Here is a 15,362-nt window from a genome sequence, read left to right on the forward strand (position 1 = left end):
GCTGATATACTCCCGCCCCATGATAAGCATCGACTCCCTTACCCTGCAGCGCGGCCCCCTGCGACTGCTTGAACACGCCAACCTCACCCTGCATGCCGGCCAGAAAGTCGGCCTGCTGGGGACCAATGGTGCCGGCAAATCCAGTCTGTTCGCCCTGTTGCGCGGCCAGATCGAACCCGACGCCGGCAGCTGCAGCGTACCGGCCGACTGGCGTATCGCCCACATGCAGCAGGAAGTCAGCGCGCTGGACCGCAACGCGGTCGACTATGTGCTCGACGGCGACCAGCGCCTGCGCGATATCCAGCGGCGACTGGCCGAGGCCGAGCGCCTGGAGCAGGCCGAGCAACTCGGCGCACTATACGCCGAACTGGAAAGCCACGGTGGCTTCAGCGCCGACAGCCGCGCGCGTACCCTGCTGGCCGGCCTGGGGTTCACGACCGAACAATGCAGCCGCCGCGTCGGCGACTTCTCCGGCGGCTGGCGGATGCGCCTGAACCTGGCGCAGGCGCTGATGTGCCCGTCCGACCTGCTGCTGCTCGACGAACCGACCAACCACCTGGATCTGGACGCCATCCTCTGGCTGGAAGACTGGCTGCGCAACTACCCCGGCACCCTGCTGCTGATCTCCCACGACCGCGACTTCCTGGATGCGGTAGTTGAGCACATCGTGCACTTTGAAAACCGTACACTGCACCTGTACCGCGGCGGTTTCAGCCAGTTCGAGCGCACCCGGGCAGAGCGCCTGGCACAGCAGCAGTCAGCCTTCGAGAAGCAGCAGGCCGAGCGCGAGCACATGCAGAGCTACATTGCCCGCTTTCGAGCCAAGGCCAGCAAGGCCAAGCAGGCACAAAGCCGCCTGAAGGCGCTTGAGCGGATGGAAGAACTGAGTCCGGCGCACATCGACTCGCCCTTCTCGTTCAGCTTCCGCGAGGCCAGTAACCAGTCAACCCCGCTGCTGGACCTGCATCAGGGCACCCTTGGCTACGATGGAACGGCGATTCTCGAGCAGGTCAAACTGCAGCTCGCACCGGGCGCGCGTATCGGCCTGCTGGGGCCCAACGGCGCCGGCAAGTCTACCCTGATCAAATCACTGGCCGGCAGCTTGCCGCTGCTTGGCGGCGAACTGAAAACCGGCGAACATCTGGCCATCGGCTACTTTGCCCAGCACCAGCTCGACAGCCTCGACCCGCAAGCCAGCCCGCTACTGCATCTGGCACGCCTGGCACCGGATGAGCGCGAGCAGGTACTGCGCAACTTCCTTGGCGGCTTTGACTTCAAGGGCGACCGCATCGAAGAGCCGGTGCTGAATTTTTCCGGCGGCGAGAAGGCCCGTCTGGCACTGGCGCTGATTGCCTGGCAACGCCCCAACCTGCTGCTGCTGGACGAGCCAACCAACCACCTCGACATGGAAATGCGTCACGCGCTGACCGTCGCCCTGCAGGCCTTTGAAGGGGCCATGCTGCTGGTCTCCCACGACCGCGCCCTGATCCGCGAGACTACCGACGAGCTCTGGCTGGTCGCCGATGGGCGTGTGCGCAGCTATGAAGAAGACCTCGACAGCTACACCCGCTGGCTGGCGCAGTTCCGCCAGCAACAGGCCGCGGCGGCGGCCCCGGAAGCCAGCTCAGGTGCGCCCAAGGTAGACGCCAAGGCCCAGCGCCGCGCCGCGGCCGAACAGCGACAACTGCTGGCGCCACTGAAAAAGGCCGCAGAAAAGCTGGAGAAGGAACTGAACAAGGTCAGCGACCTGAACGCCGAGGTGGAGAACGCGCTGGCCGACAGCAGCCTGTACGAGGCTGCCAGCAGAGACAGGCTGAAGGAGCTGCTGAACCGCCAGGCCGAGTATCGCCAGCAGATCGCCCAACTGGAAGAAGACTGGCTGATGGCTCAGGAAGAGCTCGAAGCCCTGCAACAGGAACTCGGCAACAGCTGAGCGAGGAGCCCGCATGACCCTCTGGATCGACGCCGACGCCTGCCCCAGGCCAGTACGTGACGTTACCGTCAAGGCCGCCCGACGCAAGCAGATCGAACTGGTACTGGTGGCCAACAGCGCCCAGCAACTGCCGCCGGGCCCCGGCATACGCCAGGTAACAGTAGCCGCCGGCGCCGACGCTGCCGACCATTACATCATCGAGCACTCACGACCCGGCGACCTGGTGGTCACAGCCGACATCCCACTGGCTGCCGGCCTGGTCGACCGCGGCGTCACCGCCATCAACCCCCGGGGCCAGATCTACGACAAGGGCAGCATCGGCGAGCGCCTGGCAGTGCGCAACCTGATGGACGAGCTGCGCGGTGCCGGACTGGCCGGCCGCAGCGGCCCGGCCCCCTACAGTGACAAGGACAAGCAGGCCTTCGCCAATGCCCTGGACCGCCTGATCGCGAGACTCTGAGACCTCAGCGGCCGGTCCGGAACTGAGCCGCATCGCGCATCAGCACCACACGCACCTTCTCCAGCTCGGCGGACAGGCGATCCAGCTCGACCGCTTCGGCGGTGTTGGCCAGCGCAACGGCTTCGACCTCGTGCAAATGGGTAGCGACATCTTCGCCGACCGCCGACTGCTCCTCCGTCGCAGTAGCGATCTGCGCGTTGCGCCCGACGATACTGGCGATCTCGCTGACAATGCCGGCAAGAATCTCGGTACTGCTTTGCGTTACCTGCAGACAACGATGCACCGAGGTGCGACTCTGCTCCATCGCACTGCGGGCCGACTCCGAGGCCTGCTGCAGACGGGAGATGAAGTCCTGGATCTCGCTGGTCGACTGCGCCGTGCGCTGCGACAGGTTGCGCACCTCGTCGGCCACCACGGCAAACCCGCGGCCCTGATCACCGGCGCGCGCGGCCTCGATGGCGGCATTGAGCGCCAGCAGGTTGGTTTGCTCGGCGACACCCTTGATCACATCAACCACCTGGTCGATATCGATGGCGAGCTGCGCCGCACCATCGACCGCCTCGCCGGTTTGCGCGATGTTATTCTCCAGTGACGCCACCTCGCGGGCAATCTCCTGCATCGCCGCATGGCCGTCCTGGGCACGCTTGTCAGCCTCACTGGAGGCCCGCGCCGCATCGGCCGCATTGCGCGCGACGTCGGCAGTCGCCTGGCTCAGCTCCAGCATGGCCTGCACCATATACCGCGTCTTGTCCTGCTGCTGCTCCGAGCCCTGACGCAGGTCACTGGCGCCCTTGCTGACCGAGCTGCCGAGCTGGCCAAGTTGCTGCATGCTGGCGCTCAAACCGGAGACCATATTTTCCAGGGTATCGAGCAGGGCATTGAAAGAATCAAGCATGGGCGAGCGCATATTGGCCCGACAGGTGAGATCCACGCCGCTGCCGTCACCAATCATCCGGGCGACGGTCTGCCCCATGACTTCGCCTTCGCGCGCCTCATTGAAGGACATGCGTGCCAGATACACCAGCACGCCCGCTTCGATGATGACGTATCCGGCGTGCACCATTACCAGCCCGAAGGTCACGCCCTGAGCCAGCCAAACCCCGGCTTCCTGCATCTGCAACACATAAAACGCCAGGTGATGAACGGCAATGACGATGGTGGCTACGACGATCGGTCGCCAGTCGCGATAGATGATCAGGAACGCCAGCAGCACGAAGATCGAAAAGTGCATCTCCAGCGTGCCCTGCGCCTGGTTGATGTGCAGCGCCGACATGACCATAAACGCGGCGGCGACAAAACAGCGGAACAACAGGCTGCCGCGGATCAGCGCATAAAGGATATGGGCCAGCAGCACCGTTCCGCCACCAACCAGCATTGCCTGCAACCAGGTGCCGTGCCAGACGGCGAGCCCCAGCGCACCCAGCAGGCAAAGCCAGAGTACGCCCAGCATGGCGCGATCGGCATGCAGGTAGTGCGCTTCAAGGGTCAGACTTTCGGGAACCGGTTTCGACATCGGCAGAGCTCTCCACGACAGGCAGATCACATAGACAGGCAACGGCGTCCTGCCGGGTGATGTTCACCTTGCGCCCCGCTAGCAAAGCCTGAACAACCGGCTCCACAAAACTGCTGTCGGCACTGCAGTGCGCTCCATCGCTGTAAGGTCCAACATAGGCCAGACTTCCGTCCGCTGCCCAGATGGCAATAGACGGCGCGCCCGGCCAACCGGACCATGCTTGAGGTATCGGCCAGTAAGGCAGGTTACTCAAGCCGGCCGGCATACCACTCGTCGGATACTGTCCGGAGCGGGCGAAACGCACGCCCTGCTCCGCGAAGCGTCTGGTCATTTCCTCAACATAGGCCTCGTGGCCGGCGCTGCAGGGGCAGCTTGACTGCCAGACATGCACCACCTGCACCTGCCCGGGAGCAAACGGCGGCGCCACCTGCTCGGCCTGAAAGAAAACAGGTCGCTCAAATGCCTTGATATAGCGCCCCTCAAACCACCAGTAGGCCCACACCAGACCAGCCAGCCAGACAAGCAACGCAACTCCGACAAGCACTCTGCGCAGCCAGATATTCATCTCCGATTAACCCCGCAATTCGATACAGCATTGTGCCACAACCACCTCACAGCAATACCGGGTGCGGCATTCTGACCTGATCAGGATTTGTGCAAACCCGACCACATCTGTGCGGCCTCGGCGTTGGCAGCGCGCCGGTGATGATTTAACGTCTGCCGTAACGGTGGCCGGATATGGCCCCGCTCCCCGTCACGGACGAAACAGCGCTGACGACCTGCCAAGGTCGAGGATGAGTGCGCACATGCTGGCTGATCTGGATATCAAGACCCTCACCGTCACCCTGACGGTCGTTACCCTGGCTGTAACCCTGCTGCTCGCTCTGGCAGCCTGGCAGGCACCTGCCGAACGCGGCGTGCGGCAATGGGCTCTGGGCAATGCATCGCTGATGCTTGGCCTGCTGCTGAATATCAATCAGGACCGTATCCCGCACGGGCTGTCGATTATTCTGGCCAACGGTCTGATGACCCTGGGGCTCGGGCTGGTATGGCTGGGCCTGCGTCAATTTCGCAGCCGCACCCAGCCGCAATGGGCGCCGATAGCGGTCAGTCTGATCACCATGCTGCTGCTTTGGGTGTTCCGCTATCAGATCGACAACCTGACAGTACGCTATGCCATCAGTTCGCTGGTGCTGGGCGGATTCTGCCTGCTCTGCGCAACCGAGCTGCTGGTTGCAGAACGGCCGCCGATGCGCACCGCCAGTTGGTTCAGCGGGATCATCGCACTGACCTACGGATTCATCCTGGTTGCCCGACCGGCAGCCTCGCTGACCGGCTGGAACAGCCCAAACGACCTGCTCGGCGGGCCGCTTCAACTGATTACGGTGCTTGGCGCAATGGCCGCACAAATCGGCATGGCCTGCGGCCTGATTCTGATGACCCACTACCGCCACCTCGACAGCCTGCGAAGGCTGTCGGAACTCGACCCGCTGACCGAAACGCTGAACCGACGCAGCCTGCTGCTGCAGGCGGAACAACTGCTCCGGCGCATGGCGGCGAGCAACGAGCCTCTTACGCTGATCATGCTGGACGCAGATCACTTCAAGCATATTAACGACGAATTCGGTCACCAGATCGGTGACGAGGTGCTCTGTCACCTGGTCAACCGGGTTCGCCTGCTGCTGCGCGGCCGGGATCTGCTCGGGCGCTTCGGCGGCGAGGAGTTCATCGTCGTGCTTCCGGGGCTCGACAGTGTCGACGCCGGCCAGGTAGCCGAGCGCATCAGACAGTCGATCTGCCAGCATGAAGGACAGTCCCTGCAACGGCCAATCCATCTGAGCGTCAGCCTTGGAGTAGCCTGTTCCGAACATCACGGTTATGATTTCAACACGCTGCTCGGCGCTGCCGATGCCGCGCTCTACCGTGCCAAGGCGCTTGGACGCAATCGCGTCGAGCTGGCACCTGGTCCTGATGGTGCCCCACAGGAGCAGGTTGCCCTGCGTCTGTTGTCACATTTCCGTCACAATCTGGACGTATAACGTCAATCAGACAGGTGCACAGCGGCCCGCACCCCCCTGGAGTCCCCGTGAGTTATTCCCCTGTTCAGCGCCCCTTCCCATTCAGCCGTCCCCGTCGCATGCGCAAGGATGACTTTTCCCGCCGCATGATGCGTGAAAACACCCTGACCGCAGACGACCTGATCTATCCGGTGTTTGTCCTGGAGGGCGAGCAACGGCGCGAAGCCATTGCCTCCATGCCCGGCATCGAGCGGCTGTCGATCGATCTGTTGCTGGAGGAAGCCGCCGAGCTGGTGGAGCTGGGCATCCCGGCCATCGCCCTGTTCCCGGTCACGCCGCTGGAGAAGAAATCGCTGGACGGCGCCGAAGCCTGGAATCCCGACGGCCTGGCACAGCGCGCGGTGCGCGCCCTCAAGGCTCGCTTCCCGGAGCTGGGCGTCATCACCGACGTCGCCCTGGACCCGTTTACCACCCACGGACAGGACGGCATCATCGACGACAACGGCTATGTGATGAACGATGTCACGGTCGAAGCGCTGGTCAAGCAGACCCTGTCCCACGCCGAGGCCGGCGCCGACATCGTTGCCCCGTCGGACATGATGGACGGACGGGTTGGCGCCATGCGCGAGGCGCTGGAAGCCGCAGGTCACATCCACACCCGTATCCTTGCCTACTCCGCCAAGTACGCCAGTGCCTACTACGGGCCATTCCGTGATGCGGTCGGCTCCGCCGGCAACCTTGGCAAGGGCAACAAGTCGACCTACCAGATGGACCCGGCCAACAGCGACGAGGCACTGCACGAAATCGCCATGGATCTGTCCGAAGGGGCTGACATGGTGATGGTAAAGCCCGGCATGCCGTATCTGGATGTGGTGTACCGGGTGAAAGACACCTTCAAGGTACCCACCTTCGTCTATCAGGTCAGTGGCGAGTACGCCATGCACTGCGCCGCCATCAACAACGGCTGGCTCAGCGAAGCGGTGATTCTGGAGTCACTGACCGCCTTCAAACGTGCAGGAGCCGACGGCATCCTGACCTATTTTGCCAAAACCGCGGCGCGTCAGTTACGCAGCCGTCAGTAGCTGCACAGAGGAAACCATGTCAGAGCTCAACAGCACCCGTGATACCAGCAAGGACGATATCGCGCCGCCAGCCGAAACCAGCGCACGCAGTGATCTGGTTACCCGTCCGGCGCAGCTCAGCGAAAAGGTGGTCGAAGCCACCCCGGTTCCCGATCTGAACGCGCCCGAGCTCTACATTCATCGCGAACTGTCGCAACTGCAGTTCAATATCCGCGTGCTCGAACAGGCGCTGGACGAATCCTATCCGCTGCTTGAGCGGCTGAAGTTTCTGCTGATCTTTTCCAGCAACCTGGACGAGTTCTTCGAGATCCGCGTTGCCGGTCTGAAGAAGCAAATTACCTTTGCCCGCGAACAAACCGGCCCAGACGGGCTGCAACCGCAGCAGGTACTGAGCAAGATCAGCGAGACCGCGCACTATCAGGTCAGCCGCCAGTACAGCATCCTCAATGACATTCTGCTGCCGCAGCTGAATGAGAAGGGCATCCGCTTCCTGCGCCGCTATCAGTGGACGCACAAGCAGACCCTGTGGATTCGCCGCTTCTTCCGCCAGCAGGTCGCGCCGATCATCAGCCCGATCGGGCTGGACCCGACGCATCCCTTCCCACTGCTGGTGAACAAGAGCCTGAACTTTATCGTTCAGCTCGACGGCATCGACTCCTTCGGTCGCGACTCCGGCATGGCGATCATTCCTGCGCCGCGCTCGCTGCCGCGCCTGATTCGCCTGCCCGACGAGCTCTGTGATGGTGGCGACAACTTCGTGTTCCTGTCGTCAATGATCCACGCCCATGCCGACGAACTGTTCCCCGGCATGAAAGTCCTCGGCTGCTACCAGTTCCGTCTGACACGCAACGCCGACCTGATTGTTGATCCGGAAGAAGTCGACGATCTGGCACGTGCGCTGCGCGGCGAGCTACTGTCGCGCCGTTACGGCGATGCAGTACGCCTGGAGGTTGCCGACAACTGTCCGAAGCCGCTGACCGATTTTCTGCTGCGCCAATTCGGCCTGACAGAAGCGGAGCTGTACGAGGTCAACGGTCCGGTCAACCTGACCCGGCTGTTCTCGATCACCGGCCTGGAAAATCACCCGCAGCTGCAGTTCCCGCCATTCAGCCCGGGGCTGCCGCGGGCGCTGTCCGGCGCTGACAACCTGTTCCAGGCCATCAGCAAGCAGGACATCCTGCTGCAGCATCCCTATGAGTCATTTTCACCGGTCGTCGACCTGCTGCGCCAGGCGGCCCAGGATACGAACGTGCTGGCGATCAAGCAGACCCTGTATCGCACCGGTGCCAACTCCGAAATCGTCAACGCGCTGGTCGATGCCGCCCGTAACGGCAAGGAAGTGACCGTGGTGATCGAGCTGCGGGCGCGTTTCGACGAAGAGTCCAACCTGCAGCTGGCGAGCCGTCTGCAGCAGGCTGGGGCGGTAGTGATCTATGGAGTGGTCGGCTTCAAGACCCACGCCAAGATGATGCTGATCCTGCGCCGCGAAGAGCGCAACCTGAAACGCTATGTGCACCTCGGCACCGGCAACTACCACGCAGGCAATGCGCGGCTGTACACCGACTACAGCATCCTGACCTCTGACGTGGCGCTGACCGAAGACGTGCACAAGCTGTTCAACCAGCTGATCGGCATGGGCAAGACCCAGCGCATGAAGAAACTGCTGCAGGCGCCTTTCACACTGAAGAAACGCCTGCTGGAACTGATCAATCGGGAAACCCTCAACGCCCAGGCCGGCAAGCCCGCGCATATCATCGCCAAGGCCAACTCGCTGACCGATGCCAAGGTGATCAAGGCGCTCTACAAGGCATCCCAGTGCGGCGTGAAAGTCGACCTGATTATCCGCGGCATGTGCTGTCTGCGCCCGGGCATTCCCGGCGTATCACACAACATAACCGTGCGTTCGATCATCGGCCGCTTCCTGGAGCACAGCCGGGTCTACTACTTCCTCAACGACGGTCAGGAACAGGTCTGGATGTCCAGTGCCGACATGATGGAACGCAATCTCGACAAGCGGGTCGAGACCTGCTTCCCGCTTGAGGGCAAGAAGCTGATCACCCGCGCCAAGCAGGAGCTGCAGGTCTTTCTGACCGACAATACCCGCAGCTGGATTCTGCAACCTGACGGCTCCTACGTGCTGAGCTCACCGAGCGGCAACCAGATTCCCCGCAGCGCCCAGGCAACGCTGCTGGAGAAACTGGCCAACTCGTCTCAGCGAACCGTCAACCTGTAACCAGCCTTGGCCCAGTACTGCGCTTCGCGTTCGAAGTCAGCCTGGGTCAGCGGGTTCTGCTCCAGCCAGCCGTCAGGGAAGGTTACGGCCAGCGCGTCTTGACTGGCCTCGACCGCCATTTCCGGCATGTCCTGATAACCGCGGATATGGTGATAGAGAATCGCCAGCCGCAGAATCATGCACAAGCGCAGCAGGTTGACCGCCTCATCACCGAATTCGGCCAGCCGGTCGGCGCTTGGCATATTGCGCCGGTGCCCGCGCACCAGCAGTGCCAGCGCCTGCTGGTCCTGGCGCGAAAACCCGGGCAGATCGGAGTGCTCGATCAGATAGGCGCCGTGCTTGTGGTACTGGCTGTGGGCGATATCCAGCCCGATTTCATAGACCCGCGCCGCCCAGGTCAGCAATGGTGCCTGCTTGCTGGCGACCAGTTGCCAGGCGTCATCCACCTTGCCCAGCAGTTTCTGGGCCTTGGCCTCGACGCGGGCGGCCTGTTCCAGGTCAACGTGATAGCGCTCCATCAGCGCGCTCAGCGTGCGCTCACGCACATCCTCATGGCTATGGCGCCCCAGCAGGTCGTAGAGCACCCCCTCACGCAGGGCGCCCTCGGAGTGGTGCATGGATTCCACTCCGAGGGCGTCGAACAGCGCTTCCAGAATGGCCAGTCCAGCCGGCAGGATCGGCTGGCGATCCGCCTTCAGCCCCGGCATATCCAGCTTGTCGACGTGGGCTGCCTTGAGCAGTCTCCGCTTGAGCCACTGCAGCCCTTCGCGGGTTACCTCTCCCTGGCCGCGACCGCCGGCCTGAATGCACTGACCAACCGCACGAATGGTGCCCGAGGCGCCAACCGCCTCGCTCCAGCCCAGGCGCTGAATGGCCTGTTCAATATTCATCAGCTCCAGCCGCGCAGCGGTATAGGCCTGACTGTAGCGGGCCGCGGTAATCTTGCCGTCGGAAAAAAACTGGCGAGTGAAGGATACGCACCCAACGCTCAAGCTCTCACGCAGCAACGGCTCAAAGCGCTCGCCAACAATGAACTCGGTACTGCCACCACCGATGTCGACCACCAGGCGCTTGCCTTCGTCGTCAGCCAGGGTGTGGGATACGCCCAGAAAGATAAGCCGCGCTTCCTCACGGCCGGAGATCACCTCCACCCGGTGCCCGAGCACCTGTTGAACCTGACGAATGAACTGGCCACGGTTGCGCGCCTCGCGAAGGGCGTTGGTCCCGACGATCCGTACCGCACCCTGTGGCAGACCATTGATCAGTTGGGCGAAGCGGCGCAGGCAATCCAACCCGCGCTGCATGGCTTCGTCACTGAGCATGTTGTCGTCATCGAGTCCGGCGGCCAGCTGCACCTTTTCACCCAGCCGCTCGAGGATCCGTATCTCCCCCTGATCAACCCGCGCCAACACCATGTGAAAGCTGTTGGAGCCCAGATCAATTGCGGCTACCAGCGAAAAATCATTCGGCTGTGCGTCTGCCATGCACTCTTCCTGTCAGGTCTGAATTGGTTCGATTCTAGCACCTGCTCGATGACAATTGCCTGCACAACGGTACTGATCATCGCCTTTCGCAGCCGTATAGGGTGGTGCTATGATTCGGCAATTCCGCCTTTTTATCCCTCTGGAGAAACACATGAGCGATCTGATTGTGCACGTCACTGACAGCAGCTTCGAAGACGAAGTGCTCAAGTCCGATACCCCTGTCCTGGTTGATTACTGGGCAGAGTGGTGTGGTCCCTGCAAAATGATCGCCCCGGTACTGGACGAAATTGCCAAGGACTACAGCGGCAAGTTGAAGATCTGCAAACTGAATATCGACGAAAACGCAGAAACCGCACCAAAGTACGGCGTGCGCGGCATTCCGACGCTTATGCTGTTCAAGGACGGCAACGTTGAGGCCACCAAGGTCGGCGCCCTGTCCAAGTCGCAGCTGGCAGCCTTCCTCGACAGCAACATCTGATGTATCAAGCCCTGGCGAATCCCGCCGGGGCTTTTTTTGCACCCGCAATGCTGGACGTCACCGGCCGGCGGTGCTAGATTTGGCTTCCAACGCCCTGACGCACCCTGCGCAGCGGCTTCTCAAAACACACCGCAGCCAAGCTGATCGCCCCATGTTCCATGGCGGCCGAAAAGAACCTTTCCTGCCGAAACCCTTACATCACTCTCCGAACCTATGAACCTGACCGACCTCAAACAAAAACCTATTACCGAACTGTTGGAAATCGCCAACCAGATGGGCCTCGAGAACATGGGCCGATCGCGAAAACAGGATGTGATTTTCGGCATCCTGAAAAAGCACGCCAAGGGCGGTGAAGACATTCTCGGTGACGGCGTTCTGGAGATTCTGCAGGACGGCTTCGGCTTCCTTCGCTCGGCTGACTCGTCCTATCTGGCCGGCCCGGACGACATCTACGTCTCGCCCAGCCAGATCCGCCGTTTCAACCTGCGTACCGGTGATACCATTTCCGGCAAGATTCGCCCGCCAAAAGACGGCGAGCGCTACTTTGCCCTGCTGAAGGTTGATTCGATCAACTTCGACAAGCCGGAAAACACCAAGAACAAGATCCTGTTCGAAAACCTTACCCCGCTGTTCCCCGATGAGCGCCTGGTCATGGAGGCCGGCAACGGTTCCACCGAAGACCTGATGGCCCGCATCATCGATCTCTGCGCCCCGATCGGCAAAGGTCAGCGTGGCCTGCTGGTTGCACCGCCGAAGGCCGGTAAGACGCTGATGCTGCAGAACATCGCTTCGAACATCGCCCGCAACAACCCCGAGTGCCACCTGATCGTTCTGCTGATCGACGAGCGCCCGGAAGAAGTAACCGAAATGCAGCGCACCGTGCGCGGCGAAGTGGTTGCCTCCACCTTCGACGAGCCGCCGGCCCGTCACGTTCAGGTTGCCGAAATGGTGATCGAGAAGGCCAAGCGCCTGGTTGAACACAAGAAAGACGTGATCATTCTGCTCGACTCCATCACCCGTCTGGCCCGCGCCTACAACACCGTGATCCCGAGCTCCGGCAAGGTGCTGACCGGTGGTGTTGACGCCCACGCCCTGGAGAAGCCCAAGCGCTTCTTTGGCGCCGCGCGCAACATCGAAGAAGGCGGCAGCCTGACCATCATCGCCACCGCGCTGGTCGACACCGGCTCGAAGATGGACGAGGTGATCTACGAGGAGTTCAAGGGCACCGGCAACATGGAGATCCACCTGGATCGCAAGATTGCCGAGAAGCGCACCTTCCCGGCCATCAACATCAATCGTTCCGGCACCCGTCGCGAAGAGCTGCTGACCAGCGAAGACGAACTGCAGCGCATGTGGATTCTGCGCAAGATTCTGCATTCGATGGACGAGATCGCGGCGATCGAGTTCCTGCTGGACCGTCTGAAAGATACCAAGACCAACGACGAGTTCTTCCTGTCGATGAAGCGCAGCAAGAATTAAAGCGACAAGCTGAAAGCCACAAGCTGCAAGCAGTCCGCTGTAGCTGGTCGCTTTCAGCAGGTCAGGCCGCCTAGGCGGCCTGACTGTCAACCCACTGTGCTTCTGACCAAACACCACAGGCTGCGGCATACCACGCACTGCTTGCAGCTTGAAGCTTGAGGCTTGAAGCTCAAATGCAATATTCCGATCTACGCGATTTCATCAAGGGCCTGGAACAGCGCGGCGAACTCAAGCGCATCCAGACTCCCATCTCTCCCGTGCTGGAGATGACCGAAGTCTGCGACCGCACCCTGCGCAAGGGTGGCCCTGCCCTGTTGTTTGAAAATCCCACCGGTTTCGACATGCCGGTACTCGGCAACCTGTTCGGTACGCCCGAACGCGTCGCCATGGGCATGGGCGCCGAAAGCATCAGCGAGCTGCGAGAAATCGGCAAGCTGCTGGCCTTTTTGAAGGAACCCGATCCGCCAAAAGGTCTGAAAGACGCCTGGTCCAAGCTGCCGATCTTCAAGAAGGTCATCAACATGGCGCCCAAGGTCGTCAAGGATGCCCCCTGTCAGGCGCAGGTATTCGAGGGCGATGACGTCGACCTCGGGCGCATTCCGGTGCAGACCTGCTGGCCCGGCGACGCCGGCCCGCTGATCACATGGGGGCTGGTGGTCACCCGTGGCCCGCACAAGGAACGGCAGAACCTGGGCATCTATCGCCAGCAGGTGATTGGCCGCAACAAGGTCATCATGCGCTGGCTGAGCCATCGTGGTGGCGCACTGGACTTCCATGAGTGGCAAAAGGCCCACCCGGGCGAGCCGTTCCCGGTTGCCGTGGTGCTGGGCGCCGACCCGGCCACCATTCTCGGTGCCGTGACCCCGGTGCCAGACAGCCTGTCCGAATACGCCTTTGCAGGCCTGCTGCGCGGCCAGCGCACCGAGCTGATCAAGTGTCGCGGCTCAAACCTGCAGGTTCCCTCGAGCGCCGAGATCGTGCTGGAAGGGGTCATCCATCCGGGCGAAATGGCTGACGAAGGTCCGTTTGGCGACCACACCGGGTACTACAACGAAGTGGATCGCTTCCCGGTGTTTACCGTTGAACGCATTACCCAGCGCGAGAAGCCGATCTACCACAGCACCTACACTGGCCGGCCGCCGGATGAGCCGGCGGTGCTGGGCGTGGCGCTGAATGAGGTTTTTGTGCCACTGCTGCAGAAGCAGTTTCCCGAGATAACCGACTTCTACCTGCCGCCGGAAGGCTGCTCCTACCGCATGGCGGTGGTGTCGATGAAGAAACAGTATCCGGGCCATGCCAAGCGCGTGATGCTCGGCGTCTGGAGCTTCCTGCGTCAGTTCATGTACACCAAGTATGTAATCGTGGTGGACGATGACATCAACATCCGCGACTGGAACGACATTATCTGGGCCATCACCACCCGCATGGACCCCAAACGCGATACCGTGATGATCGACAATACACCGATCGACTACCTCGATTTCGCCTCACCGGTCTCCGGTCTCGGCAGCAAAATGGGGATGGATGCCACCAACAAGTGGCCGGGGGAAACTACCCGCGAGTGGGGCGTGGCGATTGAACAGGACGCGCAGGTACGTCAGCGCGTGGACGCACTCTGGGCAGAGCTGGGTATTGATTGATGAGAATCACACTGGAGCCGGGCGGCCTGGACCTGGAGACCGCACCAGGCGAAACCATTCTGGATGCAGCGCGCCGCGAGGGATTTGATGCGCCCAATAGTTGCCGCAACGGCAACTGCCATGTCTGCGAAGCGGTATTGCTGCATGGCCGCGTGAAACTGCCGGACAGCCGTGAGGCCGGCCCGGGCGAAGAGATATTCACCTGCGTGGCCGAGCCGCTGGAAGACTGTGCGCTGCATTGGGAAGGGATCCTGGCGCCCGGCCAACTACCCGTGCGCAAACTGGCCTGCCAGGTGGTTGAATGCAGCCCGATTGGCGGCGACGTCTGGCGGGTGCGCTTGCGCACGCCGGCTGGCAAACCCCTGCGTTATCACCCAGGTCAGTATCTGCTGCTGGAGCGCGACGGCGCAGAACCTGCAGCCTTTTCCATTGCCTCCGCGCCCAGCGAAGAGCGCATGCTAGAGCTGCATATCCTTACCCGCGACCCGGTCACCCAGGCAGTCATCGACTATCTGCAGCAACACAAGGTGGCACGCATCCAGGCGCCCTTCGGCGAGGCATGCCTGTCGGAGCTGCCGGATCAGCCACTGGTACTGATTGCCGCCGGCACCGGACTGGCCCAGATGCAGAGCATCGTTGAACAATGTCTGCAGCAGGGATTTGCCCACGCGATCCATCTCTACTGGGGCGTGCGCCACAGTGATGACCTGTATGAGGCTCCACACTGGCAACGCTGGCAGCAGGCACCTAACCTGTACCTGCACAGAGTCATCAGCGACCAGCCGGACTGGCCGGAGCGTCAGGGAATGCTGCACCAGGCAGTTTGTGAGGATATCGCCGATCTGGCCGACTACCGCTTTATTGTCAGCGGCTCCCCTGCCATGGTCTACGGGACACTGGACGCGCTGGTGGCTTCCGGCATGCCGGAAGATCACATGCTCGCCGATGCCTTCGCCTACGCGCCACGTCAGCCCTGACAGCACATGACAGCGGTTGTCCGGCGACCTAGACTGAACGCCATCAGACACCGCTGAGATCAGGG

At 61.9% G+C, this 15,362-nt stretch carries 12 protein-coding genes; 9 read left to right on the forward strand and 3 right to left on the reverse strand.

Annotation, left to right across the window (positions count from 1 at the left end; genetic code table 11):
* The first annotated feature begins 19 nt into the window (after nucleotides 1-19).
* Entirely contained in the window at nucleotides 20-1,933 is a 1,914-nt protein-coding gene (locus tag O5O48_RS03550) for an ATP-binding cassette domain-containing protein (RefSeq protein WP_269688170.1), read from the forward strand.
* 13 nt (nucleotides 1,934-1,946) lie between these two features.
* Nucleotides 1,947-2,393 (forward strand): YaiI/YqxD family protein, encoded by a 447-nt coding sequence (locus tag O5O48_RS03555; protein ID WP_088276194.1) that lies wholly within the window; start codon nucleotides 1,947-1,949, stop codon nucleotides 2,391-2,393.
* A 4-nt stretch (nucleotides 2,394-2,397) separates the two neighbouring features.
* Here the strand turns inward: O5O48_RS03555 and O5O48_RS03560 are convergent, their stop codons facing one another.
* Nucleotides 2,398-3,906: a methyl-accepting chemotaxis protein gene (locus O5O48_RS03560; protein WP_269688171.1), complete on the reverse strand. Its 1,509-nt coding sequence runs from the start codon at nucleotides 3,904-3,906 to the stop codon at nucleotides 2,398-2,400.
* Nucleotides 3,872-4,471, reverse strand: coding sequence for a DUF6436 domain-containing protein (locus O5O48_RS03565; RefSeq protein ID WP_233048814.1), 600 nt, complete (start codon nucleotides 4,469-4,471; stop codon nucleotides 3,872-3,874). The genes O5O48_RS03560 and O5O48_RS03565 overlap by 35 nt, the downstream gene beginning before the upstream one ends.
* 241 nt (nucleotides 4,472-4,712) lie before the next feature.
* On the opposite strand from O5O48_RS03565, the gene O5O48_RS03570 reads away from it, so the two are divergent.
* The 3 genes from O5O48_RS03570 (at nucleotide 4,713) to ppk1 (ending at nucleotide 9,239) form a co-directional block, all read left to right on the forward strand.
* A complete protein-coding gene (locus O5O48_RS03570; protein WP_269688172.1) occupies nucleotides 4,713-5,945 on the forward strand; it encodes a GGDEF domain-containing protein in 1,233 nt (410 codons plus the stop codon).
* A 98-nt stretch (nucleotides 5,946-6,043) separates the two neighbouring features.
* Entirely contained in the window at nucleotides 6,044-7,006 is a 963-nt protein-coding gene (gene hemB / locus O5O48_RS03575; RefSeq protein WP_434006960.1) for a porphobilinogen synthase, read from the forward strand.
* A gap of 16 nt (nucleotides 7,007-7,022) precedes the next feature.
* Nucleotides 7,023-9,239, forward strand: coding sequence for a polyphosphate kinase 1 (gene ppk1 / locus O5O48_RS03580; RefSeq protein ID WP_088276199.1), 2,217 nt, complete (start codon nucleotides 7,023-7,025; stop codon nucleotides 9,237-9,239).
* Here the strand turns inward: ppk1 and ppx are convergent.
* Nucleotides 9,218-10,723 carry an exopolyphosphatase gene (gene ppx, locus O5O48_RS03585; protein ID WP_088276201.1) on the reverse strand — a complete coding sequence of 502 codons (1,506 nt, stop codon included), beginning with the start codon at nucleotides 10,721-10,723 and terminating at the stop codon, nucleotides 9,218-9,220. The genes ppk1 and ppx overlap by 22 nt on opposite strands.
* Before the next feature lie 151 nt (nucleotides 10,724-10,874).
* On the opposite strand from ppx, the gene trxA reads away from it, so the two are divergent.
* From trxA to O5O48_RS03605, 4 genes are all read left to right on the forward strand, one after another.
* On the forward strand, nucleotides 10,875-11,201 hold the full coding sequence (gene trxA / locus O5O48_RS03590; protein WP_088276202.1) for a thioredoxin TrxA: 327 nt from the start codon (nucleotides 10,875-10,877) through the stop codon (nucleotides 11,199-11,201).
* A 213-nt stretch (nucleotides 11,202-11,414) separates the two neighbouring features.
* On the forward strand, nucleotides 11,415-12,680 hold the full coding sequence (rho, locus tag O5O48_RS03595) for a transcription termination factor Rho (RefSeq protein WP_088276203.1): 1,266 nt from the start codon (nucleotides 11,415-11,417) through the stop codon (nucleotides 12,678-12,680).
* A gap of 173 nt (nucleotides 12,681-12,853) precedes the next feature.
* Nucleotides 12,854-14,320, forward strand: a complete 1,467-nt coding sequence (ubiD, locus tag O5O48_RS03600) for a 4-hydroxy-3-polyprenylbenzoate decarboxylase (RefSeq protein WP_088276204.1) — start codon at nucleotides 12,854-12,856, stop codon at nucleotides 14,318-14,320.
* Nucleotides 14,320-15,297 (forward strand): 2Fe-2S iron-sulfur cluster-binding protein, encoded by a 978-nt coding sequence (locus tag O5O48_RS03605; protein ID WP_233048811.1) that lies wholly within the window; start codon nucleotides 14,320-14,322, stop codon nucleotides 15,295-15,297. Before ubiD ends, O5O48_RS03605 begins: the two co-directional genes overlap by 1 nt.
* The last annotated feature ends 65 nt before the right edge of the window (nucleotides 15,298-15,362 follow it).

Origin of the sequence: Halopseudomonas sp. MFKK-1, assembly GCF_027474385.1 — a bacterium.
In the GTDB taxonomy this organism is placed as follows: Bacteria; Pseudomonadota; Gammaproteobacteria; order Pseudomonadales; family Pseudomonadaceae; genus Halopseudomonas; species Halopseudomonas aestusnigri.

Excerpts from the sequence above, each read along its gene's own strand:
- O5O48_RS03605 (WP_233048811.1), top strand. The coding sequence starts at position 14,320 with ATGAGAATCACACTGGAGCCGGGCGGCCTGGACCTGGAGACCGCACCA.
- O5O48_RS03550 (WP_269688170.1), top strand. The coding sequence starts at position 20 with ATGATAAGCATCGACTCCCTTACCCTGCAGCGCGGCCCCCTGCGACTG.
- ubiD (WP_088276204.1), top strand. The coding sequence starts at position 12,854 with ATGCAATATTCCGATCTACGCGATTTCATCAAGGGCCTGGAACAGCGC.
- trxA (WP_088276202.1), top strand. The coding sequence starts at position 10,875 with ATGAGCGATCTGATTGTGCACGTCACTGACAGCAGCTTCGAAGACGAA.
- ppx (WP_088276201.1), bottom strand. The coding sequence starts at position 10,723 with ATGGCAGACGCACAGCCGAATGATTTTTCGCTGGTAGCCGCAATTGAT.
- O5O48_RS03565 (WP_233048814.1), bottom strand. The coding sequence starts at position 4,471 with ATGAATATCTGGCTGCGCAGAGTGCTTGTCGGAGTTGCGTTGCTTGTC.
- O5O48_RS03555 (WP_088276194.1), top strand. The coding sequence starts at position 1,947 with ATGACCCTCTGGATCGACGCCGACGCCTGCCCCAGGCCAGTACGTGAC.
- rho (WP_088276203.1), top strand. The coding sequence starts at position 11,415 with ATGAACCTGACCGACCTCAAACAAAAACCTATTACCGAACTGTTGGAA.
- ppk1 (WP_088276199.1), top strand. The coding sequence starts at position 7,023 with ATGTCAGAGCTCAACAGCACCCGTGATACCAGCAAGGACGATATCGCG.
- hemB (WP_434006960.1), top strand. The coding sequence starts at position 6,044 with ATGCGCAAGGATGACTTTTCCCGCCGCATGATGCGTGAAAACACCCTG.
- O5O48_RS03570 (WP_269688172.1), top strand. The coding sequence starts at position 4,713 with ATGCTGGCTGATCTGGATATCAAGACCCTCACCGTCACCCTGACGGTC.
- O5O48_RS03560 (WP_269688171.1), bottom strand. The coding sequence starts at position 3,906 with ATGTCGAAACCGGTTCCCGAAAGTCTGACCCTTGAAGCGCACTACCTG.